The sequence below is a fragment of the Brucella cytisi genome, from assembly GCF_038433355.1.
GTDB lineage: Bacteria > Pseudomonadota > Alphaproteobacteria > Rhizobiales > Rhizobiaceae > Brucella > Brucella cytisi.
Map to the genome: position 1 here is coordinate 1 of NZ_JBCAUP010000034.1, position 24,792 is coordinate 24,792.

Here is a 24,792-nt window from a genome sequence, read left to right on the forward strand (position 1 = left end):
GCGACAAGGGACTGGGCAAAGGTGTGAAGAAGGGCAGGATCTGGACATATGTCCGCGATCAGCGTCCATGGGCAGGCGGCGCACCGCCGGGTGCGGTTTATTACTTCGCTCCCGACTGGAAGGAAGAACACGTCCATCATCTGCGAGAGGCGAGCGGCATCCTTCAGGCTGATGGCTATAAAGGCTATGCGAAGTTATATGAGCCGGGATCGGACGGGAAGCGCCGCTTCCGCGAAGCTTCCTGCTGGGCACATTGGCGGCGTGACTTTCATGACATCTGGACCGCGAACAAATCCGAGATTGCGCGCGAGGCTCTCGATCAGATCGGCGCGCTGTATGATATCGAGCGGGATATTGCAGGTCGGCCCGCCGATGTACGGCTTGTCACGCGTCAAAAGCACAGCAAGCCAAAGGTCGAGGAACTGCGCGCATGGGCGGAAAAGCAGTTGCTTCGCATTCCGGGCAAAAGCGAACTGGCGAAGGCTTTGCGCTATGGGCTGAGCAGATGGCCGTCATTATCCCTGTTCCTGGAGGACGGGCGTGTGGCCATGGACAACAATGCTGCGGAGCGAGCCCTGAGGCCGATAGGAGTAGGACGCCGGAATTGGTTATTCGCGGGCGCTGATACTGGCGCAGAAACTCTGGCACGTGCCATGACGATCATCGAAACGGCGAAGATGAGCGGTCTCAATCCGCAGGCTTATCTGGCCGATGTGCTCGACCGCATTCATGATCACAAAATCAATCGGCTCGATGAGTTGCTCCCTTGGAACTGGAAGCCTCTCGCAGCAGAACACGCTGAGGCAGCCTGATGGCGACGGTCAGATTTGTCTTCACGCTCGACTATGTTGCCGAAATGCTCGAAGAGGATGTCGATCTTCTTCAAGCGATCATCTACAATGACGACAACCTGACCTATGGCAATATCATCACCGTCGTAACCGGCGACGATCAAACCACTTCCGCTTTGACGGACGACGGCATCGATGAACTCAGACAGTTGCTGGCCGACGCACGCAAATCAGCCGCAAAATGGCAAGAATTCCTCGAATGCTTTGTCGATGACGAAGAGATCGTCGCCCGCGTCAAGACATATTCTCCACGGTAACAATCGGGCCGTTACAAGATGGCGCGTGTCGTACACGCCGTCGTCAAAAGCGGTTCAGACTACCGGCCCTTCGTTGAAGGGCGGGTACCAGGTGGAAGAACCTCTTTCAGTTAGAGCCGTGAGGGCATCCTTCGGATGATCCTGTAGACAATGCTTGGGTCTTCCACCTGGATCAGAAGCTCGTGTTAAGGACGGTGAGGGCCAAAATGATGGACCCTGTGTTTGCTATGGACGAGACCTTTTCCCATGCCAGTGGAAGCCGCCTGGTTCGACGATGTGACTTGACGAGCGTCATGCAGCGTGAGCATGCTGACGAGCAGAGAAACTTTGTCTGCCAAGCCCTTTTTCTTCCGCACTTAGGACGTTGTCAGAGAGATGCTCGATAGCATGCGGGGCTCGTGTTGCCTGGAAGCGTTTCTCGACCGCCTCCAGCATCATATCGCGCACGTCCGAGCCGGAGATGCCCGCATTGGCAACTGCCGTCCAGGCAATGATCTCCCGGTCGAAGGCATCGATGATGAAAGCGAGACGAATGACCTCGCCATTCCAGCAGGTGAACTCCAGACCGTCCGAGCACCAGCGCAGGTTGGATCGCATAACCATGACCTTGCCGTCATGGATGCGGCCCTTGCGAACGGCGGTATGCTTCTCCAGCAGCACACCGCTTACGCTCTTCCGTAAATCGCTGCTTCTTCATTCGTCCGTCCTTTATCGGGCCGGATTCTAATCCATTCCGGAGGAAATTCTCAGTGGCAGGTCACATAGAAATAAGTAGTGGAATAAATCTAGCTAAGAAATATCTCCAGCGCCGCATCAATTGCATAAATATCTTTATGTGGATTGCCATTTAGGTTCAAATGCTGCATCGCCTCAGAAAGAGCCTTAGCTGTAGAAGCCTTAACAGAACTGGCATTTAGGCTTTTCCGATTATTGCTCAAAGCAATGATGTTTGAGAAAAAACACGGATGATTACCGAAGGCTTTCGGCAGAGAAATCGTCGGGTTTGACAACGCAATTGGAATAGCGCCTTGGCTCCATTCATCATGCGATATCATCGGTATGATCGAAATATCATCAAACGGGAAGGAAGCATTGTTTAGACCGGAATCAAAGGCTTTCAACTCCTCCACCGGAAGTCGAGCAACTGGTGTGCCAGCTATAAGTGCATCAAGAATAAGTGTTGATTGTGTAGTAATTACCCCGTCAACTGCCTTTAAAAGCCGCATCAAGGGCCAGTCCATTGAGGTGAGTAGAATATCATCAATCAGAATGATATTTTTATATAACCTCCTAGAAACAAAATCATAAATTGAACTGTCGTCGGGATGAGGCTTTACGAAGAACAGCTGTGCGGGATTACGAGTGACTAAACGTTCGATCCATGAATGGGTTTCATTCGCTCCGTGGCGATGAACCGACCAATGAAGGTTCAGTGCAACCAAAAGCTTGCTCTCGAATTCATTGGTCCAGTCACCAAACCTGTTAGCGATGGCATCTATGTGTTGTTCAATTGATGCATCGATAGCCTTAGGTGAACCAACAACCTCTATAGTGTGGGCTGAAGGGTCTGCCACAGCAGCAGCAAAAGCGCCACTCGCCTTGCTGTCCCAGACACCAATCACTTCTGAGGCCGGGGATATTGAGGATGCAATCGTCATCCCGTGCTGGAGCGAAACGGTATGATATCCAGCCTCGCGCGCCATGGCCATGACGGAGGTGTTTAACTGATGGGTAACACTGTGATTTCCTTCAGTTGCCGTCATCCATATCTCGCTCTCGTGAGGAGATGGGGACATGAGTGAACGAGCATCATGTGACGTATGTAATATCGTGAATTCGATACCCTTTTGGGTCAAAAATCCTTTAATTACCTTCAGGTATGATTTACTGATGCAATCTTCCCGCAAAGTGACACGCAATAGATCGGCCGGCCAAGTATCCATGATGCTACGGACGAAGGCCCAATCTTGGATGAAATGAATAGAGTATGTTAGCTTGGGATATGTGCGGTCTAAGGCTCGTTTTCTCCACCGGTAAGAAATGTCCAGAATATCCGATAGTTTCTTTCGAAGATCGGGCAGAGATAACGGTTTCTTTCTCTGATTATTCCGTACAATCAAATAATGCTGGTGGTTCTTGGTATCTCGAAAAGGGTTGACCTTATGCCAATGAGAAACAGATATAATCTCCGCCCCAGTTCCTACAAAGTGAACGTCTCGAACCAGTTCATCAAAATAGTTGTCAGAGTAAATTTCGAAGCCGGATGTTTGGAAAATTTTTTTCCAGGTTTCAATTGGAATGACCGTCGAATGAAAACTATTGGCTTGCGAGCTTGGACGCGTGCTGATGGAGATAACAAGAGCTTTGCCAGTTATGCTTTTCAGATTCAGCATAAAGTCAGCAAGATGCTCGTTGTCAATGTGTTCTGCCACATCTAGGCAGGTGGAAATCCAAGATTTTCCAAGTGATCTCGAAAGGAAAGAAGAAATTTCGGATGTTTTACTGCTTTCATTTCGAGATAAATCGAACTTTTTACAAAAAGCTTCTGGGTTGTCGTAATAGTCTAGAGATGCGGCTTTCCCACCGCCGTTGCGCCAGATTTGGGAGAGTTTTCCGTTACCGCCACCGATATCTAGAAGGCTATCGACGCCAAGTTCATCAGCCAACTGTCTAAGTAGTCGTGGGAACCGTTCAACATCATATGATGTGGAGTCGGATTGATGAGCGTAATAGTTCTGCGCGTAGAGTTTTTCGTAGTTGGTAACGCTGGCCGTTTCATGCCGGAGGGAAAAGATTGGATCGGCTTCCTGATCTGAAGGATATTTGCTGACACTAGAAGCTAGCGAACGGATTCTGTTCAGTATCGTTTTCATTCCCGCGTCCCTCTAGTTCTGAATACGACTGCCTTATCGAATTGCAGTGCGAATGACAAATGCTTAGCCACCCACTAAGCCGGTTTTTCATCCGAAAATAAAGGGGGATGGCGTCATCACGATGGATAGCGGTATAGGGAAACTGCCAATAAAAGTCCCGGCACGCAACGGCAACCAAGGTTACGAGGCTACGTCTGATCGATTACTACATCTCACCGAGGCCTGAATGTCGTCTTACATATTAACGAGTACATAATGGATAGAACTGTACCACCTGGCGCGGCGATGTTGTTTAATTTCATTGAAAGCATCGAAGCTTTGCGCATCGCGGATACGATACCATCGCGGTAACAATCAGAACCAATTGCCAAAGCCGGTCACCGAAATGTCGTTTGAGGAACTGATTGACGCGCGGTCCTCGTTGACAAAGCGTTTCAAATCGTTCGCATCTGGTGCAAGCACTAGAGAATAAAAAGTCCGCCGGCGCCGATAGCTGCCGCTTGTCCCGCTCCACGCTATCGGCCCCTTCCATCGGTAGGGGCGAATATTTGTCGTTGTCATTGGAGCAAAATCTATGCAATTAAGTCTTTACGGGGGTGCTTCGGCAGTTCGTAGTTATTGTTAAGTGAGTGAAGTCCATGCCCAGATCAATTATCTTCTCTTCGGCTCAACTTCTGCCGATATTTCTGGCGCTTGGATTTTACATTTCGTTTCTGTTGAACAATAGCCATCAAGAGCGTGGGTTGTCGTTTGCTGGCGCTTCGAAATCGAGAATGATAATAAATCGTTTGAAGCATTTCTCGCGAACTACGTTCGTTGTACCGAATCTTGCTGCAACTTTGTTCGTATTATCGCGGGTCATTTCATAGAAAACCTGAATGTCATAATCGATGCGTTCTGGATTTCACCATCGAAATGGACGTTCATCACCATTCAAATAAAGGGAAGACATTGACCAAGCTACTTACACTTAATGGAGGAGGCATTATAGTGCAAAAGGAGGGTCTGGCGACAGCACGTCTACCATTCTCAGACCCGATAACACACTTCCGGAATGGAGATGTCAATACTGGCGACCTGTTGGTCTTCGACTCCATCTTGAAGCAGCTGACTTATGACGAAGTACGAAATGTCCAGATCAAGGAAGGCATGGGCAAGCTTCAGGACGAATACAATTTTGATACCGCCATTATTCGAGGATCGAACTACATCACTGAATCGATTGATCTTGGATACATGGTCGACGTCCTTAAAAAAATTAATACTCCGATCATTCCTCTTGGCATTGGTGTCCAAGCGCCTTCATATAAGAAAATGTCGCTGCACAATGGAACAATAAAGGCTCTCCATGTAATGGCCGACAAGTGCGAGACAATGGGCGTTCGGGGAAACTACTCCGCTGAAGTGTTAAATGATCTGGGAATTAAGAACATTAGCGTTATCGGTTGCCCCAGCTTCTACCGCTCTACTTCCTCACGAGTTGAGATAAAAAAGCCGACAGATACGTGCAATATTGCTGTCGGGTTTACTCTCAACAAGTATCTTTGGGGTGAGTATGCTTCAAATTGGATCAAGGCCCTTCGTACTCAACGTTCATTGTTTTTAGAATGTATCGCTCGTGGCAACTCTTTTCTGTACTCGCAAGGAGAACGCGAAGAAACTCTCTCAACACTTGTCGATGGAGAGGAAAAGCAACAGCAGATAGACAGAATAAGAGTTCAGTTCGACCTTCCGAACTCTGATGCCGCGCAGCACTTCCTCTCAACTCGTGTGTACAGTCCTTTTACGATTGACGACTGGTCCGAGCACGTCGGTAAGAACGTGGATTTCATGATCGGATTTCGTCTTCACGGGAATGTTATTGCGCTTCATCAAGGCATACCTTCTGCCTACTTTACGTACGATAGCAGAATTCGTGAACTGACGGCGCTTTTCGGACTTCCTACGATTGAGGTGGACAACTTTAGACCAGTCGACCTCAACTATATTATTGAGCACTCCGATTTTTCTAAATTCGAACGCTGCTACGAACAGAATTACAAGAATTATTCCGCCTTTCTGACCAAAAACGGTGTTAAACACCGTCTCGTCTCTGACCGTTTGGTACCGGCCATAACCGCGCCTTTAGACGTTGAAAACGGTATATCTGTTCCTTACGACGACAGCGGTCGTTCAACATGGGTTGCTTCTGAAACCGAACATCTCACCCGTTGGATCATGGATCTGGATAACGAGAGGCGCCGCCTATTACAGGGGATATCCCAACAAACGCAGCCACAGCGACCTAACAACCTGACCCTGCGCTCTGCTGTACGCAAGCTTTCTCGCCTTTTCGGCTAGGGCTACTCACCAATAATACCTTAAATTCGCTCTGCGGGAGGCTTCATGTCTGAAGAACGTATGCATTTGGAAAGTGATCATTATGATCCATTTTATGCCAGCCAGCACGTCGGGCGATATGAGATATTGCGCTCGATATGCGCCGATAAAGTTGTTCTAGACATCGCCTGTGGCGAAGGTTACGGCTCTGCACTGCTTTCAAAGTGGGGTGCCAAAGAGGTGGTGGGGGTTGACGTTTCGGACGACGCCATTAATAACGCCAATAAGCTGTTCGCGAACGATAAGGTCAATTTCTATAAATATGATGCACACCAAGTCGACAAGCTTCTCAATGGAAAGAAGTTTGATATGGTTGCGTGCTTCGAAACCATCGAACACCTTCGGGAGCCGGTGATTTTTCTGAAAGCGATCAAGAAGCTGCTGAATAAGGGGGCAATTATTGTAATAAGTTGCCCGAACGAAAAGAACGATTTCTCGAACGAAAACGACAACCCCTTCCATCTTGGCGTGTACACGTTCGACGAATTCAAATCGCTGACAGAAGGCGTTCTTGGAAAGGCTAATGGGTGGCTTTTCGGGACCCCAACACAGGGGATAGTCAATGTTCCCGTGAATGATGGGGTATCGTTGAAAGAGGATGCGCGGCTATTGGATATTCTCAACGCCTCTGAAGTATCGACTGCTTCTGTTATTCCTCCCGCCTCTCACGTCGCTCCGTCTCAAGCGAACTGCTTTTACTTTGTAGGCTTATGGGGCGTGGACGTCAAAACAACGTCGGTTATTTCCACACTTTCATATCCGTCGTTCCTATCCCCCTGGAAGAAGATTGAATTTCTCGAGCAGTCATTAGCTTCCAAAGCTGAAGTCATTGAAACGTTGAATAACCGTCTGAACGAACTACGCTCTGAGACCAGCCTTTACAAGACGAAGGTATCAAAACTGGCACGAGAACTGAATGCAGAAAAGCTTTATCGCGTCACTCGCGATTCCGGGCAGTCTGGCGTTGAGGCGATTCAACAATTAAACGCTGAGGTTGAAATGTACCGGCACTCCAAGTTTGTACGGCTTGGTCGTAAAATCAATCGGCTCTACGAAATGCCAGGCATCGGCCATGCGTTGAGAGCTGCCCGTAAAGTTGCTAACATTTTCTTTAGGTAAACTCATGCCATCTCCGATCAAGTATGACGTTTCAATAATTGTTAGCGTCCACAATGACGCAAAATATTTGGCCCGCACGATATGGTCGTTCTCCGACGCGGCGAATTTTGCGGCGCAAAGCGGCATTACTACTGAACTCGTTATAGTTCAGGATAATCCACACCCCTCCATCCCACATGCTCTGGAGCAAAGTGACTTTGCCGCTTTCGCGAATGTCAAGCGAATTACAGTGTCAGTTGGCTCTCTAGGACCATGCCGTCAAGCGGGTATCGATGTAGCCGAAGGAAAGTATGTCGCACTTAGCGATGCGGACGACTTAATTTCCTATAACCTGATTTCAGACATGTACCAGCAGGCAGAAAAGCTTCAAGGCAAAGCCGTGCTATTTCCCGATTGGTTGGTGGCATTTGGCGGTCAGCATCACCTGTACAAGATGTTCTCACTGGCAGAGGTTAACGAGCTAGCCTTATTTGACCATCATCCATTCATTTCACGGTCATTTCTGGCCCGTGAACATGCTCAAGAAATACGGCTAGCCAATGTACCGGTTAATGGTCCATATGCTTACGAGGATTGGCATCACAATGCTAGTCTCGCTGCAAACGGTTTTGAATTGATTGTCTGTCCTGACACTGTTTTCTTTTACAGGAAGAAAGGTGTCAGCATGCTGAACACTGTTAATTCGTCATCTAGTAAAATTATACCATTTTCTGAATATTTTCTTCCAAGAAAGTACATTGATTTATGTGCAACTGCATACCAGAAATATAATAGCATGGAAAAATGTCCGGCAGCTTCGGGAGAGACCCTGTACTCCGCGTTTACATCTTCAACATTTTTGTTGGAGTTATGCTCAGCGGCCAATTTTATAGATCCGGCTATTGACCTTCGTCATATAAATCCCTCGAATACATTCTCAAATCGAAAAGACGACCTTGCAGCGGGCAGCGCATATTTTCAAGTTTGCGAACTGCTTGGAGGAAAGCGGTTTACCGATGTCTTCATACTACCATTCTTCACGATGGGCGGAGCTGAGAAGGTAATTCTCAATATCATTGACAACTTGTTGTCGCTTGATCCAGCCAAGGAAATCCTTTTCGTTTTCGGGATGAGACTCAGTGAGCACCAGTGGCTCGATAGACTGCCTGAGCAAGTTACGACGTGTGACATTGCCTATTTCTGCCGCTTGGCGTCAGAAGAAACGCTTGACCTGGTGACTTTGCGGACAATACAGGCTTTCGCACCAGGCTCGCGCGTATATATCAAAAGCTCGCCTTACGGCTATCGTTTCTGGGGTAGGTATGGCAAACTGCTGACGGATCACGAAAGTGTACTTCTTCGCTTCTGTGACGGTTCCTTTGAAATGCAGTCACTACCGTTCACCGTTGGCTTCGACTTCAACTTTATTTCAGAGTATGGCGAAACAATATCGCTCTTTCTCTCTGACAATAAATATATAAATGATGCAGACCGCGCCCGATTACCATATATGGCGGGCAAGCAAGACGTACTGTATTCGGTAGCCAGTGGAGTTACTGATGCGGAAGAAATAGACAGCCGCTTCGAAGACCTACATGATCGTATCATTTGGGCGTCACGTTTCGACCCACAGAAACGTCCTGAACTGCTTCCTCTTCTTGCCGATGCATTAAAAGAGGAGTTTCCATCAGTAACGCTTGAGGTCTGGGGGGCTGCTGTCTTGGGAACAGGAGACATTTTGCAACTACAAACCCACAGCAATGTCGAAGTTAAGGGGACATTTTCCTCCTTCGAAGATATCCCTTACCGGCAGTCTGATCTGTTCCTTTATACATCGCGGTTCGACGGGATACCGACTGTCCTTCTTTCAGCACTTGGGGCCGGGATGCCTGTCGTTGCTCCTAGGTTGGGCGGGATTCCTGAGATCGTTATCGACGGAGTCACCGGCGTATTAGTTGATCCGCACCTGTCGGATGAAGAACTTATCGAGGCCTATGTAGAAGCGGTAAGAAAAATTCGCAGCAGTGCCTCGATTAGACGTTCTATGGGGAGAGCCGCTTTGAAGCTAATAGAAGAGCAGCACTCCCCACAACGCCATCTGGCTGTTATCAAGCGAAATTTTTTCGCCTAAAGCATGCTATCAACATTCAGATCGAATGCTGCGTCGGCGGGACTTCCATCAAGGCCCGTCATCAATACCTTGTCGATAACGAAGAAATCGTCTCTCGCACCAAGGCATCCTGCGGTAACTGCTGACCGGTGCAAGCACGATCTTCGATGCGCTTTGATGGCTGCGGTCACTGCAGTCGCCTAGCACGGGTGGCGATATCCTGACCTTTGCCTCAAGTTTTATCCAATTTTGAGTTCGTCCGGGGGTGTGCACTGAGCCCCAAGATTGGACCGCCGGGAATTAGAATTTTCCGGCTCTTATGCCAATGGCGGGCTGATGACGCCATCGGGATTATGCAAGGCAATCGGCACGTTATATCCGATTGCCGAGTGAGGACGATCCTCATTATATTCTTGATGCTCAAAAAATAAAAGTAAATCATAAATATATTTTTATTATTGCAATAGTATTGTTTGGTTTTTTCTAAATATTAGAATATTTTAAGTCCATGGGTTTTATAGAAGGTCATTGCGGACTTGATAAAAACCCTTATATGCCAAAATCCTTTCTTCGAAGCATGTCCACCTGCATGGATCACTCTTATTGTGGGCACATAAGCTGTGTCGGTAATTTTACGCGATCTTAAAGAAAGATCGAAATCCTCGAAATATAAGAAGAATTTATCATTGAAACCGCCTGTATTGCTTAAAGTAGTGCTTCTAAAAAACATAAAACACCCGCTCACGGTGGGAGGGTTCCAAAAGACGGCGTTCTGCGTTTCAGCTTGCAATTCATATCGCGCCAATCGTGCGGAGAAAAGCGAGCGAACTATCTTGGGTGCAAAGCCTCTTATGATTAAGTCAAAGACAGCCGGGTAGCGCTTACATAGATATTGTCGTTGCGCATTTGGCCAAGCGGCATGAGGACTCAATAGGCCACAATTTTCATTGTCTCTCATAAACGCGAGGGCCTTTGTCAGTGCATCCGGATCGAGCTGGATATCTGGATTGAGAATGAGATGAAATTCACCCATCTGCTGCATTGCGAGGTTATGAGCCCGGCCAAAGCCGATATTTCCGTGACCTTCAATGAGTTTAACTGGCAATTCTGGATAGCAACGCAGCAAAAAAGAGGCAACTTCGTTGTCAGAGGAGTTGTCCACAATTGAGATTGAGAAAGATCTGGGCGCGAACGTATTTAGTGCAATTTTCAGGCTGTCCAGCGTTTTTTTGAGTTCATCAAAGTCAGGATTAAATGTTACGATTGAAATCGTTAGCAATGGCTGCTTATTGGTTTGAGGATCAGCAGCTGAAACACTATTGGTCATTCTTTGAATTCTCGGTTCACTAGGTAGCTCTGGCTGTCGTCAAATCGAAGCCATCATCTTAGGCATATTACGTGCTTATATGAACGAAACGAAAGAAATAAGATGATAGGAAGTGAAAACGCATGAAGGGGATTATTCTGGCTGGCGGTAGTGGTACAAGACTGTACCCTTTAACAATCGCAGTTTCAAAGCAAATTCTGCCGATATATGATAAGCCGATGATCTATTATCCGCTTAGCGTTCTTATGTTAGCTGGAATTCGCGAAATCCTAATCATCTCGACACCGCACGACCTACCACTTTTCCAAAAGCTGCTTGGTGACGGTTCTGATTTCGGTATTAATTTTTCTTACGCTGAACAGGCACACCCTAACGGGCTGGCTGAAGCCTTTATCATTGGTCGAGACTTCATCGGCGATGACAGCGTAGCCATGATACTTGGTGATAATATCTACTTTGGTGACGGTCTTTCGAAACTGTCACAACTCTCCTCCCAGCCCATCAAGGGCGGAACTGTTTTCGCCTATCGTGTGGACGATCCGCAGCGTTACGGTGTTGTCGAATTTGATAACAAGACCGGCCAAGCAATATCGATAGAAGAGAAGCCCGAGAATCCAAAGTCTCATTGGGCCGTCACAGGTCTTTATTTTTACGACAATCAAGTCGTCGATATCGCACGTTCGATAACACCGTCCGCGCGTGGCGAGCTAGAAATTACAACAGTCAATAATGTCTATCTCGAACGGGGTGAGTTAAACGTTCAGCGCTTCGGACGTGGGTACGCGTGGCTTGATACCGGTACACATGACAGTCTTCACGAAGCATCTTCATTTGTTCAGACTATTGAAAAGCGTCAGGGAATCAAAATCGCTTGTCCCGAAGAAATCGGGCTGGATAAAGGCTGGCTCAGCCGTGATGCGGTGTTGGAACGCGCAGCCAAGCTTGGCAAAACCGAATATGCAGCTTATTTGCGTCGACGTGTTGATGAACTCGGGAAAAACTGATGGAAGTCCGCCCTTTAGGTTTAGACGGTGTTTTCGAGATACTTCCACAAAGGTTCGGTGATGATCGCGGGTTCTTTTCCGAAACCTATAAGGCCAAAACACTAAGTGAAGCGGGTATTGTCTTCAATTTCGTTCAGGATAACCATTCCTATTCAGCAGCTAGAGGAGTTGTACGTGGTCTTCACTATCAACTGCCCCCGTTTGCTCAGGATAAATTACTGCGCGTTATTCGCGGTGCGATCTTGGATGTTGCCGTTGATATCCGCAAAAGCTCACCAACTTTCGGTAGATGGGTCGCTCAGGAAGTGTCTGCTGTAAAATGGAATCAGATACTGGTTCCAAAGGGTTTTGCTCACGGTTTCATGACACTCACCGAGGACACAGAGGTCTTATATAAGGTCACAGATTATTATGCGCCGGAGCATGATCGTTCAATCCGCTTTGATGATCCGGCAATAGGTATAGAATGGCCAATTCCAACTTCTGATGTGCAACTGTCAGAAAAGGATAAGAATGCGCCGTTTCTAGCAGATGCAGAAGTTTTTGCTTGAGGAATGATATGAATATTCTTGTTACGGGAGGCGCAGGTTTCATTGGTTCTGCAGTGTGCCGTCATCTGGCGTCTGATCCCAAGGTCAATGTCGTCAATCTCGACAAGCTAACCTATGCGGGCAATCTGGCATCTCTCCGTCAGATTGAAAACCACCCGAATTACAGCTTTCTTCAGGCCGATATTTGTGACGACACGAGCGTTCTGGAATCCCTGCGCACCAATGAAATCGATGTGGTTATGCATTTGGCTGCTGAAAGCCACGTTGATCGTTCGATCGATGGTCCGGGTGCGTTTATCGAAACGAATATTGTTGGAACATTCCGCCTGCTCAATGCCGCACTCGCCTATTGGCGGGAACTGCCGGAGCCGCGCAAGTCGGCTTTCCGGTTTCATCATATTTCGACGGATGAAGTGTTTGGCGATCTGCCGTTTGACAGCGGCATTTTCACGGAAGAGACGCCATATCAGCCGTCGTCGCCTTATTCGGCTTCGAAAGCTGCGTCCGATCATTTGGTCCGCGCATGGCATGAAACCTATGGCCTGCCGGTCGTGCTGACCAATTGTTCGAACAATTATGGGCCGTTCCATTTCCCTGAAAAGCTGATCCCGCTTGTCATTCTCAACGCACTCGATGAAAAGCCGCTGCCGGTTTACGGGGCGGGGGCAAACGTACGTGACTGGCTCTATGTCGAGGACCATGCCCGTGCTCTGGCACTGGTCGCAACCACAGGCAAACTGGGCGAAAGCTACAATATCGGTGGGCGCGCAGAACGCACCAATTTGAATGTGGTTGAAACCATTTGCGCCATTCTCGACAAGAAGCGGCCACGTGCAAGCGGCAAGAGCTATGCCGACCTGATCACCTTCGTGACGGATCGTCCCGGTCATGACCGTCGTTATGCGATTGACGCTTCGAAGATCGAGCGTGAGCTTGGCTGGAAGCCACAGGAAACCTTCGAGACTGGACTTGAGAAGACCATTCAGTGGTATCTCGATAATGGCTGGTGGTGGGAGCCGATCCGCAGCGGTACCTATGCTGGCGAGCGTCTTGGCGGCACACCTGCGAAAGAGGTCAAGGCATGAAAATCCTGGTAACCGGGCAGGTAGGGCAGGTTGTCCAGAGCCTTCTTGAGAAGGCCTCTCAACGTCCCGATCTGGAAGTGATTGCGCTCGGCCGCCCGGAACTGGATCTGGCAAAGCCAGAAACCGTGCAAGGCGCAATCGCCGCGATCAAGCCCGACCTTGTCGTCTCCGCTGCCGCCTATACGGCAGTGGATCTGGCTGAAGATGAGCGCGAACTGGCTTTTGCGGTGAATGCAACGGGCGCTGATGCGGTTGCTGAAGGGGCAAAGGCCTGCGGTGTTCCCATCATCCACCTGTCGACGGATTATGTTTTTGCCGGTGATGCGGAAGAACCATATGTCGAAGCGGATAAAACCGGACCTCGCAGCGTTTATGGAAGCTCCAAGCTTGAAGGCGAGCGTCTGGTTGCGCTAGCCAATCCACGGCACATCATTTTGCGAACAGCGTGGGTCTACAGCCCTTTCGGCAAGAATTTCGTCAAGACGATGCTGAAGCTCGCAGAGAGCCGTGATTCTCTTTCGGTCGTTTCTGACCAGAAGGGCAATCCGACCAGCGCCCTTGATATTGCTGATGCGATTATTCAGGTGGCCGATCATCTGGCGGCGACGCCGGACTTCTCCGCTTTCGGTGTTTATCATCTGGTTGGTACGGGTGACACGAACTGGAGCGGTTTTGCGCGCGCCATCTTCGATGAAAGCGCCAGGCTTGGCGGTCCAACCGCGAGTGTTACGGATATCACGACAGCCGATTATCCAACCAAGGCCGCACGGCCTGCCAATTCGCGCCTGTCGACTGCCAAGTTCCAGAAGGTGTTCAACTGGTCTGCGCCGCATTGGCAATCATCGTTGCGGGATGTCGTGACCAGACTCGTGTAGCATTCTGCAAGCAAATTTTTTACCGCGGCATCGTTCAGTGATCGGTGTCGCGTTTTTCGTTTCGGGTGGCAATATTTCCCGCCAAAAGGCACAAAACAGCAATTGTTAACGCAGACGACGTTAAGGATTTGAAATTGCCTGCATATACGGATTATCACCAGCAATAAGGTGCATATGATTGCACCATTGTGGGGATGATAGTTTTCATGTTCACATTATAAGATGACAAAACTTTTGAGCTTAGAGGCGCTCGCAGGGGCTGTCTCTTCGACATTGGAAAAGATCTGGCGGAAAGCATGAGCGGTAAATCGCTTAAATTTGGCACAAGCGGTCTGAGGGGACTGGCGGACGAACTGAATAGTTTGCCCGCTTATGCCTATTCTTTTGCTTTCGTTGGAATGCTGGCCGATGCTGGAAAGCTGCAGAAGGGTACAAGGGTCTTCGTCGGTCGCGATCTTCGCCCGTCCAGTCCGGCTATTGCGGCACTCTGTATGGCGGCAATCGAGGATGCGGGTTTCCAGCCAGTGGACTGCGGCGTTCTGCCGACTCCGGCACTGAGCTATTACGCGATCGCGCAGCAAGCTCCGAGCATCATGGTCACGGGCAGCCATATTCCGGATGATCGCAATGGACTTAAATTCTATCGCAACGACGGCGAAATCGATAAGAACGACGAGAGCGGCATCAGCGCGGCCTATGCCGCTCTGCCTGAAAATCTTGCCTTTCGTCACCTGCATAAGGCGCCCCATGGTGAAGATGCGACCGACAGCTATGTGAAGCGCTATGTCGGTTTCCTGGGACCTGAAAGCCTTCTGGGATTGCGGGTCGGTGTCTACCAGCACTCGTCTGTGGCGCGCGACCTGATTGTCCGTATCCTGAGCGAGCTTGGAGCCGAAGCGGTGCCGCTCGGCCGATCCGATGTGTTTGTGCCCGTCGATACGGAGGCCCTTCGTTCCGAGGATATTGAGCTTCTCGACCGGTGGGCAAAAGAAAGTCGTTTCGACGCTATCGTTTCTACCGATGGGGATGCCGACCGCCCGTTGATCGCAGACGAGAAAGGGCATTTCGTTCGGGGCGATCTTGTTGGCGCGATTACCGCGAACTGGCTTGGCGTCAAAACGATTGTGACGCCAGTGACGTCCAATTCCGCTTTGGAAGAAAATTTCGAGCGGGTCATCAGAACACGGGTGGGGTCGCCTTATGTTATTGAAGGCATGACGCAGGCCATCGACGAGGGCATAGAGGCGGTTCTCGGTTTCGAAGCCAATGGCGGTGTGTTACTTGGTACGGATATCAGCCGGGGCGACCGCGTGCTGACTGCCTTGTCTACCCGCGATGCATTGCTACCAATTCTCGGCTGCCTTGGCTCCATCAAAGAGCTTGCCAAGCCATTATCTGAAATCGCAGTCCGCTTCCATTTCCGTTTTGCGCTGAGCGACAGGCTGCAGAATATCCTGCAGGAAAAGAGCGTAGCGTTTTTGTCCTTGCTGAAGAAGGAATCTACCCGAAGTGCATTGTTTCAAATCGCCGATCCGATTGTTCGGTCCGAGACGATTGATGGCGTGAAACTCTTTTTCCATTCAGGCAACGCCGTCCATTATCGCGCTTCCGGTAACGCGCCGGAGCTGCGATGCTATGTGGAAGCTTCAGATGAGAGCCAGGCAGCGAAGCTTCTGGAAACGGGACTTGCCATCGCCCGCAACGCAACGAAGGACAACTGAGCAATGAGCTTTATTCCTGTCATTATCAGCGGCGGTTCCGGTTCCAGATTATGGCCGCTTTCGCGCGATGCGCACCCCAAACCATTCATCGAGCTGCCCGATGGCAGCACCCTGATCGGCAAGACCTACAAGCGCGCGGCCCAGCTCGACGGTGTGGACCACATCCTCACAGTGACCAACCGTGACTTCCTGTTCCTGACACTTGATGCCTATGCAGATGCGAAGGCGCCCAAGGTCGACAATGTGTTTCTGCTGGAGCCGCTCGGGCGCGATACGGCACCCGCAGTTGCCGTTGCCGCGCTCCATGCCGCAGCGACTTACGGCCCGGATGCGACATTGCTTGTCATGCCCGCCGATCATCTGATCGAGGACGAAGCGGCATTTTCGGAGGCCGTATCAAAGGCACGGCAACTGGCTGAAACCGGTCGTATTGTCACCTTCGGTATCGTCCCGGATCATCCGGAAACCGGCTTCGGTTATATCGAGGCCGAAGGCACCGACGTGCTGCGCTTCGTCGAAAAGCCTGACGCAGAAACCGCCCAGGCCTATGTCGAAAGCGGCCGTTACTTCTGGAACTCCGGCATGTTCTGTTTCACGGCCGGAACCATGCTCGCAGCAATGCAACATTTCGCGCCGGAAATTTTCAATTCCGTGCAGGCTTCGCTCGAACATGCCCGGCGCGGCGTCAACGGTGAGACCAGAACCATCGAAATCGCAAAGGATGATTTTGCGACTGCTCCTGCGATTTCCATCGATTACGCGATTATGGAAAAGGCCGAAAATATTGCCTGCATTCCGGTGTCTTGCGGCTGGTCTGATATCGGTTCATGGGCAGCGATGGCGGATCTCATCACGCCGGACAATGAGGGTAACCGTCTGCGCGGTGAAACGGTTATAGAAGACACGACCGACAGCTTTGTCTTGTCCGAAACCAGGCTCGTCAGCCTCGTCGGCGTTCACGATCTGCTTGTCGTGGACACACCTGATGCTTTGCTTGTGGCGCATCGCGACAAGGCGCAGGAAGTGCGAAAGGTCTTCAACAAGCTGCGGGCGAGCGGTCATGAAGCGGCCAAGCTCCACCGCACTGCGCATCGACCATGGGGCACTTATACGGTTCTCGAGGAAGGTGATGGCTTCAAGATCAAGCGGATCGAAGTGAAGCCAGGACGGCGCTTGAGCCTTCAGGCGCATCATCATCGTTCCGAACACTGGATTGTCGTTTCGGGAACGGCGAAAGTCACCAACGGCGATCGCGAGATCCTGCTCACGACCAATCAGTCGACCTATATCCCCTGTGGCTTCCGCCATCGGCTGGAAAACCCGGGCATCCTGCCGCTCGTGCTTATCGAGGTGCAAAGCGGCGAGTATTTGGGCGAAGACGACATTGTGCGTTTCGATGATGTCTATGGGCGCACGTAGGGCCGCCTGAACGACGAGACCTAAGCAGGGAATCGGCGCGTGTTGCATTTATTCGGGAACCATTCGCTGCCGGGAATGTTTGCCTTTACATGCCCAGCAAGGAACAGGATCCGGCTACCGATCTGATCGGTATGCCGGTCATCGACTTTCAAAAACACGCCCTTTTCTTCGATGTGGACGGAACACTGCTCGATATTGCCGCCAACCCCGATGGCGTTATCGTTCCAATTGGTCTGCAAAAATCGCTTTCGATCATTTCCGAGCGGCTGTCTGGTGCGATGGCACTGGTCACGGGCCGGGCAATTGCGTTCATCGAAGAACGCTTTCCCGATTATCGCGGTCCCATAGCCGCGTTGCACGGTGCGGAGTTCCGGCACGCATCCGGGTTGGTCGAGCTGATCGAGCCGGACGAACATTTTCTGATCGCAAAGGATTTTCTACGGCAGGCTGCATCTCGCGTCAGCGGCGTTCTCGTCGAAGACAAGGGCAGTGCGGTTGCCCTTCATTATCGCGCTGCGCCAGAAAAAGCCGATCTGGCGCATAATCTCGTCAGGAAGGCACTGAAGCTCGCCGGGCCGGATTGGATTGTGCAGTCTGGCAAGATGGTTTTCGAACTGCGCCCGGCAATCAGCGACAAGGGTGCTGCCTTGCGCCGCTTTATGAAAGAGAAGCCATTTGTGGGGAGGGCACCGGTCGCATTTGGCGATGATCTGACGGATTTAACGATGCTTGGTGCAGCAAGCGATCTCGGCGGTACAGCCGTTGTGATCGGTCGTGCAATCGACCATCCGGGCGCTGCCAGACTGGCAAGCCCGGGTGAGTTATGGGTTTGGCTTTCTGGAATCGTGAATGAAAATAATACTGAAAGGACTTGACGTATGGGCCGACTGATCGTGGTCTCCAATCGTGTTCCGTTGCCCGATGAGCAGGGCAAGGCGCCTGCGGGCGGGCTGGCAGTTGCCTTGCAGGCTGCGCTCGGCGAACGCGGCGGTATTTGGCTCGGTTGGTCCGGCAAGACACTCCCCAATCGCCAGACACAGGAACTGGCGATCCGTGATGTGGGCTCCATTCGCTACGCGCTGCTCGATCTTCACAAAAAGGATATCGATGAATATTATGCGGGCTTTGCCAACCGTATGCTCTGGCCGCTTTGTCATTATCGTCTCGACCTGATCGATTACACGCGCAAGGACATGGCGGGATATTTCCGGGTTAACCGCATGTTTGCAAAGCATCTTCTGCCGATGATCGAGCCGGAGGATGTGATATGGATTCACGATTACCATCTCATTCCACTGGCCGCCGAACTGCGCAATCTCGGTGTCACCAATCGCATCGGCTTCTTCCTGCATATTCCCTGGCCTCCCGCCGATATTCTATTCACGTTGCCCGTGCATGAAACGATCATGCGTGGCCTTGCTTCATATGATGTGGTGGGCTTTCAGACCGAGAACGACGTCGATAATTTCATTGGCTGTCTGCGGCGGGAGAAAATCGGCAAGCGTCTCGATGATGACGGGTTGTTCGAGGCTTTCGGACATCAGTTCCGTGCCGAGCGCTTCGGCATTGGCATTGAGACAGCCGCATTCGCCGAGATAGCGAACAAGGCCCAACGCCACCCGACGGTAAAGCGCATGCGCGACAGCATGCTCGACCGCGATCTTATCATCGGTGTTGATCGGCTGGACTATTCCAAGGGCATCACCAACCGAATGGAAGCTTTCGAGCATTTTCTGAAGGTCGATGCGGGTAATCGCGGCAAGGTCACTTTCCTGCAAGTCACGCCGAAATCCCGCTCCGAAGTGCCAGAGTACAAGGACATGCAGCGCGCGGTGGCGGAACTTGCCGGGCGAGTGAACGGTGCGAACGCTACCGTCGACTGGACGCCGATACGTTACATCAATCGCTCTTTGAACCGGGAAGTGCTGGCAGGGCTATATCGGCTTGCTGCTGTCGGACTGGTTACACCGTTGCGCGATGGTATGAATCTTGTCGCCAAGGAATATGTCGCTGCACAGGATCCCGAAAATCCGGGTGTGCTGGTCCTGTCCCGCTTTGCCGGTGCCGCGCAGGAACTGGACGGCGCAATTCTGGTCAACCCGTATGACACCGAGGCGATGGCTTATGCCATGGCCCGCGCACTTTCCATGCCGCTTGAGGAGCGTAGAGAGCGGTTTGAAAGCATGATGGCTTTTCTGATCACCCACGACGTCAATCACTGGTGCGATGACTTTCTGGACCGCCTTTCCCCCGGATGGCGGGTTACGGTTTGACAACACCGAGTTTGGCGGCTTCTTCCGCAAGATGTACCGTATAATCGAAGTTGCCCATATCTGACGATAGCAACGGCGCTTTTGTCTCGCGAGCTTCCTTTGGAGACATGCCAAAACGAGTTTTGAATGCCCTGGTAAACTGTGCGCCGTCATGAAAGCCGCAGCGATAAGCGATTTCCTTGAATGACACGTGTCTGCTGCGCTCGCCGACCAGAATGCGATAGGCATTATCGAGCCGCTTCTCACGAATGATTGTGGCAATACCACCCTCTGTATCAAATGTCCGGTAAAGGCGTGAGCGGGAGACGCGAAGATTCTGGACGATAAGATTTGGCCCCAGCAGAGGATTGAACAGGTTATCGTCGATATAGGCGAGGATGCTCTTGCGCATGGGAAGATTGACGGGAAGGCTCTGCATTTCTTCTCTGTCAACGCCGTTGATGCCTGCACCAAGCAGTGTCAGCATTGCTTCGTGCGCTGATTTTGCTTGGGTCTTGTCCAGTTTGCTAATCAATGATTGCAGACTATGGAGATAATCAAAAAGCAGACGCGTCAGGGGAGCATTCGCTGATAAGACAAGGCCGTGCAAATTACGCCAACCTACCATCCCCTCCAGTTCATTGCGGGGGATTGTCACTGTGATGCGTGAGCCAGCGGATGCATGGCTCTCCACGGTCTGTGTCAGATCGATAATAATGATATCTCCGGGCTTTGCCACGACATCGATCCCATTGAAATCACCGCGTAAATTGCCTCCTGTAATAAGCTGCAAGACATAGTGATCGAGCCCACCCTGTGCGATGAGTTTGCGTGTACGTGAGTAGTTCTGCGTGTTGAAGGAAGTTGTTCCGATCTGGAAAGTGCCGAACGCGCGAGCAGCAATTGTTCCAGAAAACTGGTAATTCCTGTTCTCGGCTACGATTTCATACATGGGTTTGATTGCAGTTCGCCAAAACTCATTGCGAAGCTTGTCGTCGACCATGTCGGTCGAAACTGAAATCTCCATAGCCATCACAAGTCATTCAGCCCAGGGCAGGTTGTCGATATGAAATCGCACGATGTGTGAAATATTGATAACATGCAAGATTATTATCAATATTTTTTGTTCAGGTGTAGATTTTATACGTTATTCTATTTGAAGAAATAAATTCTTTTGCATGAGGTTTTGAGTTTAGGTAGCCACCCAACGGTATATTATTAAACTCTAATATAAATGAAACCTCCCGATTTTGACTGAAAAAATCAACCCGCTTGAAGCTATCACTATATGTTGTCTGATGCCGGACAGGAATTATTCTCGATAGTATGCCAGAATAGACCCTCTGCTTGTTCGCAGAAGTTTGAACGTCTCGTTCAAGGCCCGCTGTTGAACGCCTGGATAAATCTTCTATCTTTGGTTTCAGGTTTGAAGATGTCCCGAATGGCCTTGTCGGTACCCATGGAGCCGGGTTGAGGAGACGCCTCATAGTCTTGGGCCTGGTCGACCTTGGGGCATTTGGCAGTGTTATTTTGAAAGTGTTTCGATATGAGACTGTTTTTTGCCGCTTTGGTGCTTACTCTGATCAGCTTCACCAGTGTTGCGAGCGCAACCGGATTGAACGGTACTCTCGGGACCGAGTGTCGACGTATTCCCGTTCAAGGTACAGGTGCTTCCGATACGGTGACAAGGCCGTCCTGGGCCATGCCGTTATGGAATTCACCATCAGTTCCAGCCAGCCAACGGTCGCAACGTGCCATCGTCTATCCCCAGGCGGTGCCATCGCCACAGCTTTACCGCTATGACTGTACGCCGACGCCCGCAGAACCGACCTCAGTTCCGCGGGCCGATTATAGCGGTCAATAAGGGCTGTCGACCTTGCCCATCTCGACATAGACAGTCTTGATTTGGCTGTAATGGGCCAGCGCGGCAATGCCGTTCTCACGTCCGATGCCAGACTGCTTATAGCCGCCGAAGGGTACTTCCACTGGCGTCAGATTATAAGCATTGATCCAGCAGGTCCCGGCCTTGATCTGGCTGATTACGCGATGGCCGCGTGCTATGTCGGAGGTAAACACACCCGCCGCCAGACCGAACTCGGTATCGTTGGCGCGTGTTATTACTTCGTCCTCGTCGGAGAATTCCAGAACACTCATCACTGGTCCGAAGATTTCTTCGCGAGCGATGGTCATTTCGTCGGTCACATCCGTGAAGACGGTCGGTTCGATGAAGAAGCCTTTGTCGAAGCCTTGCAGTTTCGGCACGCCACCACCGCAGGCAAGCTTCGCCCCTTCTGCCTTGCCCTTCTCGATATAGGACAGAACCTTGTCGCGCTGTGCGCCGTTGACCAGTGGCCCCATCTGGGTCGCTTCATCCAGCGGATCGCCAATGCGGATCTTGCGTGTGCGTTCGACCAGCCGTTCGACAAAACGCTCGTGCATCTTCTGGTGAACGAAAACGCGGGTGCCGTTCGAGCAAACCTGCCCGGTCGAATAGAAGTTACCGAGCATCGCGCCGCCGATAGCGCTTTCAAGGTCAGCGTCATCGAACACGATGATCGGCGACTTGCCACCAAGCTCCATGGTGATGTGCTTCAGGTGTTCGCCCGCCTGCGCCATGATGCGCTTGCCTGTTGGTACGGAACCCGTCAGCGAGACCTTGGCCGTCAGGCGATGATTGACGAGCGCGGCACCGACATCGCCGAAGCCCTGCACGACATTGAACAAGCCATCGGGAAGGCCCGCTTCCTGGTATGCTTCTGCCAATGCAAGTGCTGAAAGCGGCGTGTTTTCGGACGGCTTGAAGATAAAGGCATTACCCATGGCGAGCGCAGGCGCTGATTTCCACGCGGCGATCTGGATCGGATAGTTCCATGCGCCGATACCGACGCAAATGCCGAGCGCTTCGCGGCGCGTATAGGCGAACGAGCCGCCAAGTTCCACGAACTCGCCGTTGAAGCCGGAAATGATGCCGCCGAAAAATTCCAGTGCATCCGCTGCCGAAGCTGCATCCGCCACGAGCGTTTCCTGAAGAGCCTTGCCGGTATCGAGCGTTTCGAGCTTCGATAGCTTCTTGTTCTTCTCGCGCAGGATTTCTGCCGTGCGGCGCAGGATGCGTCCGCGCTCGACAGGTTTCAGCGCTGCCCATTCACCTTGCGCTTTCAGCGCTGCCGCATAAGCCGCCTCGATCACATCGGGTGTCGCCGAATAGAGCTTGGCAATTTCCTCGCCGGTTGCCGGATAGATGACCGGCAACGACTTGCCCGCCTTGTCTTCCATGAATGTGCCGCCGATGAAATGCGAGGCTTTGGGTTGTGCTTTCATTGTTATTCCTTAAATTTTATCAGCGGTCGGAAACTTGCCAGCGCGGATTGATCCAGGGCTCCTGATTGGAGCGCGCCAGCGGTGTGCGGCCCAGAATATGATCGGAAGCCTTTTCGCCGACCATGATCGACGGGCCGTTGAGATTGCCGTTGGTAATGCGCGGGAAGATGGATGAATCTGCAACGCGCAGGCCTTCGACACCGATCACCCGGCATTCAGCATCGACCACCGCCGTTGGATCGTCAACCGCACCCATCTTGCAGGTTCCGCATGGATGGAAGGCGCTCTCGACATGCTCGCGGATGAAATAGTCGATTTCATCGTCGCTCTGCACATGCGCGCCGGGCTGGATTTCTGCGCCGCGATAGGCGTCGAATGCCGTTTGTCCGAAGATTTCACGGGTGAGCCGCACACAATGGCGGAAGTCGGCCCAGTCGTCTTCGTGCGACATATAGTTGAACTTGATGACAGGTTTCTCACGCGGATTGGCCGAGCGAAGCGTTACGCTGCCACGCGATTTCGACCGCATCGGCCCGACATGCGCCTGAAAGCCGTGTGACTGCGCCGCGGCCTTACCGTCATAGCGGATGGCGACCGGCAGGAAGTGATACTGGATATCTGGATATTCCACACCTGCTTTCGAGCGTACGAAAGCAGCAGATTCGAAGTGGTTGGTTGCGCCGTCACCCGTCTTGAAGAACAGCCATTCTGCACCGATCTTCGCTTTCGAAAACAGGTTTAGCTTGGAGTAAAGCGTGATCGGTTGCGTGCATTCCTGCTGGATATAGACTTCCAGATGGTCCTGCAGGTTCTGGCCGACGCCGGGGCGATCGGCGATCACTTCAATTCCGTGCTCTTTCAGTTGTGCGGCAGGGCCGATGCCAGAGAGCATCAGGAGTTTCGGCGAATTGATCGACGAGGCGGCAATGATGACTTCACGCCGCGCACGGATGGTTGAGAAGCTACGGCCTGCCTCGATCTCAACACCAACTGCGCGCTTTCCCTCAAGCACGATCTTGCGCGCAAGACCCTTGACCAGCTTGACATTCGGGCGCTTGAGGGCCGGCTTCAGATAGGCATTGGCGGCAGACCAGCGACGACCATTATGGATCGTCTGTTCCATCGGGCCAAAGCCTTCCTGCTTCTCGCCATTATAGTCTTCCGTGACCTCAAAGCCTGCTTCATGGCCAGCCTCGACAAAGGCATGGAACAGCGGATTGTCGCGTTTGCCGCGCTGGATATAAAGCGGGCCGCTGGTGCCGCGCCAGCCCTCCTGGCCGCCACTCGAATTTTCCATGCGCTTGAAATAGGGGAGAACATCGGCATAAGCCCAGCCCCGTGCACCGCTTTCCGACCAGTGGTCGTAGTCGCGGGCATGGCCACGCACATAGACCATGCCGTTGATCGAAGACGAGCCACCCAACACCTTGCCGCGCGGCGTCACAAGACTGCGCCCGCCAATATGCGGTTCCGGTTCCGTGGAAAAGCCCCAGTCATAGGTTTCCATATTCATGGGGAAGGAGAGGGCGGCCGGCATCTGAATCAACGGGCCGACATCGGGCACGCCATATTCGATCACGATCACCGAATAGCGACCGTCTTCCGACAGGCGATAGGCCATGGCCGATCCGGCGGAGCCGGAGCCGATGATGATGAAATCCGCTTCCAT

The 24,792-nt window shown here is 51.5% G+C and carries 18 protein-coding genes and 1 pseudogene; 13 read left to right on the top strand and 6 right to left on the bottom strand.

Annotated elements, in window-relative coordinates; genetic code table 11:
* Positions 1-812: IS66 family transposase (gene tnpC, locus AAE521_RS23680; RefSeq protein ID WP_342062695.1), on the top strand; the 812-nt coding region annotated here is incomplete at its 5' end.
* Positions 812-1,108, top strand: coding sequence for a hypothetical protein (locus AAE521_RS23685; RefSeq protein WP_125303268.1), 297 nt, complete (start codon positions 812-814; stop codon positions 1,106-1,108). The genes tnpC and AAE521_RS23685, both read left to right, overlap by 1 nt.
* Before the next feature lie 363 nt (positions 1,109-1,471).
* On the opposite strand, the pseudogene AAE521_RS23690 reads toward AAE521_RS23685, so the two are convergent.
* Positions 1,472-1,732: pseudogene (locus tag AAE521_RS23690) on the bottom strand (DDE-type integrase/transposase/recombinase); the annotation flags it as partial.
* A gap of 161 nt (positions 1,733-1,893) precedes the next feature.
* On the bottom strand, positions 1,894-3,981 hold the full coding sequence (locus AAE521_RS23695; protein WP_342062698.1) for a capsular polysaccharide export protein, LipB/KpsS family: 2,088 nt from the start codon (positions 3,979-3,981) through the stop codon (positions 1,894-1,896).
* A 990-nt stretch (positions 3,982-4,971) separates the two neighbouring features.
* Between AAE521_RS23695 and AAE521_RS23700 the strand changes: the two genes are divergently transcribed.
* From AAE521_RS23700 to AAE521_RS23710, 3 genes are read left to right on the top strand one after another with little or no spacing between them, the layout of a single operon-like run.
* Complete coding sequence (locus tag AAE521_RS23700) at positions 4,972-6,321, top strand: polysaccharide pyruvyl transferase family protein (protein ID WP_342062700.1); 1,350 nt, start codon at positions 4,972-4,974, stop codon at positions 6,319-6,321.
* 45 nt (positions 6,322-6,366) lie between these two features.
* Entirely contained in the window at positions 6,367-7,479 is a 1,113-nt protein-coding gene (locus AAE521_RS23705) for a class I SAM-dependent methyltransferase (RefSeq protein ID WP_342062702.1), read from the top strand.
* A gap of 4 nt (positions 7,480-7,483) precedes the next feature.
* Positions 7,484-9,589, top strand: a complete 2,106-nt coding sequence (locus AAE521_RS23710; protein ID WP_342062704.1) for a glycosyltransferase — start codon at positions 7,484-7,486, stop codon at positions 9,587-9,589.
* Positions 9,590-10,058: 469 nt separating this feature from the next.
* Here the strand turns inward: AAE521_RS23710 and AAE521_RS23715 are convergent, their stop codons facing one another.
* On the bottom strand, positions 10,059-10,895 hold the full coding sequence (locus tag AAE521_RS23715) for a glycosyltransferase family 2 protein (RefSeq protein WP_342062706.1): 837 nt from the start codon (positions 10,893-10,895) through the stop codon (positions 10,059-10,061).
* A 122-nt stretch (positions 10,896-11,017) separates the two neighbouring features.
* Here AAE521_RS23715 and rfbA point away from each other — a divergent pair, with 122 nt between their 5' ends.
* From rfbA to otsA, 8 genes are all read left to right on the top strand, one after another.
* The gene (gene rfbA, locus AAE521_RS23720; protein WP_342062708.1) at positions 11,018-11,899 is read left to right on the top strand and encodes a glucose-1-phosphate thymidylyltransferase RfbA; all 882 of its coding nucleotides are present in this window, start codon (positions 11,018-11,020) and stop codon (positions 11,897-11,899) included.
* Positions 11,899-12,450 carry a dTDP-4-dehydrorhamnose 3,5-epimerase gene (rfbC, locus tag AAE521_RS23725; protein ID WP_342062710.1) on the top strand — a complete coding sequence of 184 codons (552 nt, stop codon included), beginning with the start codon at positions 11,899-11,901 and terminating at the stop codon, positions 12,448-12,450. The genes rfbA and rfbC overlap by 1 nt, the downstream gene beginning before the upstream one ends.
* Positions 12,451-12,458: 8 nt before the next feature.
* Positions 12,459-13,535, top strand: coding sequence for a dTDP-glucose 4,6-dehydratase (rfbB, locus tag AAE521_RS23730; RefSeq protein ID WP_342062713.1), 1,077 nt, complete (start codon positions 12,459-12,461; stop codon positions 13,533-13,535).
* Positions 13,532-14,410 (top strand): dTDP-4-dehydrorhamnose reductase, encoded by an 879-nt coding sequence (gene rfbD, locus AAE521_RS23735; protein WP_342062714.1) that lies wholly within the window; start codon positions 13,532-13,534, stop codon positions 14,408-14,410. The genes rfbB and rfbD overlap by 4 nt, the downstream gene beginning before the upstream one ends.
* Positions 14,411-14,706: 296 nt before the next feature.
* The gene (locus AAE521_RS23740) at positions 14,707-16,131 is read left to right on the top strand and encodes a phosphomannomutase (protein ID WP_342062716.1); all 1,425 of its coding nucleotides are present in this window, start codon (positions 14,707-14,709) and stop codon (positions 16,129-16,131) included.
* Between the two features lie 3 nt (positions 16,132-16,134).
* A complete protein-coding gene (locus tag AAE521_RS23745; RefSeq protein WP_342062717.1) occupies positions 16,135-17,550 on the top strand; it encodes a mannose-1-phosphate guanylyltransferase/mannose-6-phosphate isomerase in 1,416 nt (471 codons plus the stop codon).
* Positions 17,551-17,639: 89 nt separating this feature from the next.
* The gene (gene otsB / locus AAE521_RS23750; RefSeq protein WP_342062719.1) at positions 17,640-18,425 is read left to right on the top strand and encodes a trehalose-phosphatase; all 786 of its coding nucleotides are present in this window, start codon (positions 17,640-17,642) and stop codon (positions 18,423-18,425) included.
* Between the two features lie 3 nt (positions 18,426-18,428).
* Positions 18,429-19,823 carry an alpha,alpha-trehalose-phosphate synthase (UDP-forming) gene (gene otsA / locus AAE521_RS23755; protein WP_342062720.1) on the top strand — a complete coding sequence of 465 codons (1,395 nt, stop codon included), beginning with the start codon at positions 18,429-18,431 and terminating at the stop codon, positions 19,821-19,823.
* Here the strand turns inward: otsA and AAE521_RS23760 are convergent.
* The 3 genes from AAE521_RS23760 to betA all read right to left on the bottom strand — a co-directional run bounded on the left by AAE521_RS23760 (position 19,813) and on the right by betA (position 24,792).
* Positions 19,813-20,835 carry a helix-turn-helix domain-containing protein gene (locus AAE521_RS23760; RefSeq protein WP_342062721.1) on the bottom strand — a complete coding sequence of 341 codons (1,023 nt, stop codon included), beginning with the start codon at positions 20,833-20,835 and terminating at the stop codon, positions 19,813-19,815. The genes otsA and AAE521_RS23760 overlap by 11 nt on opposite strands.
* A gap of 824 nt (positions 20,836-21,659) precedes the next feature.
* Positions 21,660-23,123 (bottom strand): betaine-aldehyde dehydrogenase, encoded by a 1,464-nt coding sequence (gene betB, locus AAE521_RS23765; protein ID WP_342062722.1) that lies wholly within the window; start codon positions 23,121-23,123, stop codon positions 21,660-21,662.
* A 19-nt stretch (positions 23,124-23,142) separates the two neighbouring features.
* Positions 23,143-24,792 carry a choline dehydrogenase gene (gene betA, locus AAE521_RS23770; protein WP_342062735.1) on the bottom strand — a complete coding sequence of 550 codons (1,650 nt, stop codon included), beginning with the start codon at positions 24,790-24,792 and terminating at the stop codon, positions 23,143-23,145.

Coding starts and splice junctions, on each gene's coding strand:
- AAE521_RS23685 (WP_125303268.1), top strand. CDS start 812: ATGGCGACGGTCAGATTTGTCTTCACGCTCGACTATGTTGCCGAAATG.
- AAE521_RS23695 (WP_342062698.1), bottom strand. CDS start 3,981: ATGAAAACGATACTGAACAGAATCCGTTCGCTAGCTTCTAGTGTCAGC.
- AAE521_RS23705 (WP_342062702.1), top strand. CDS start 6,367: ATGTCTGAAGAACGTATGCATTTGGAAAGTGATCATTATGATCCATTT.
- AAE521_RS23710 (WP_342062704.1), top strand. CDS start 7,484: ATGCCATCTCCGATCAAGTATGACGTTTCAATAATTGTTAGCGTCCAC.
- AAE521_RS23715 (WP_342062706.1), bottom strand. CDS start 10,895: ATGACCAATAGTGTTTCAGCTGCTGATCCTCAAACCAATAAGCAGCCA.
- rfbA (WP_342062708.1), top strand. CDS start 11,018: ATGAAGGGGATTATTCTGGCTGGCGGTAGTGGTACAAGACTGTACCCT.
- rfbC (WP_342062710.1), top strand. CDS start 11,899: ATGGAAGTCCGCCCTTTAGGTTTAGACGGTGTTTTCGAGATACTTCCA.
- rfbB (WP_342062713.1), top strand. CDS start 12,459: ATGAATATTCTTGTTACGGGAGGCGCAGGTTTCATTGGTTCTGCAGTG.
- rfbD (WP_342062714.1), top strand. CDS start 13,532: ATGAAAATCCTGGTAACCGGGCAGGTAGGGCAGGTTGTCCAGAGCCTT.
- AAE521_RS23740 (WP_342062716.1), top strand. CDS start 14,707: ATGAGCGGTAAATCGCTTAAATTTGGCACAAGCGGTCTGAGGGGACTG.
- AAE521_RS23745 (WP_342062717.1), top strand. CDS start 16,135: ATGAGCTTTATTCCTGTCATTATCAGCGGCGGTTCCGGTTCCAGATTA.
- otsB (WP_342062719.1), top strand. CDS start 17,640: ATGCCCAGCAAGGAACAGGATCCGGCTACCGATCTGATCGGTATGCCG.
- otsA (WP_342062720.1), top strand. CDS start 18,429: ATGGGCCGACTGATCGTGGTCTCCAATCGTGTTCCGTTGCCCGATGAG.
- AAE521_RS23760 (WP_342062721.1), bottom strand. CDS start 20,835: ATGGCTATGGAGATTTCAGTTTCGACCGACATGGTCGACGACAAGCTT.
- betB (WP_342062722.1), bottom strand. CDS start 23,123: ATGAAAGCACAACCCAAAGCCTCGCATTTCATCGGCGGCACATTCATG.
- betA (WP_342062735.1), bottom strand. CDS start 24,792: ATGGAAGCGGATTTCATCATCATCGGCTCCGGCTCCGCCGGATCGGCC.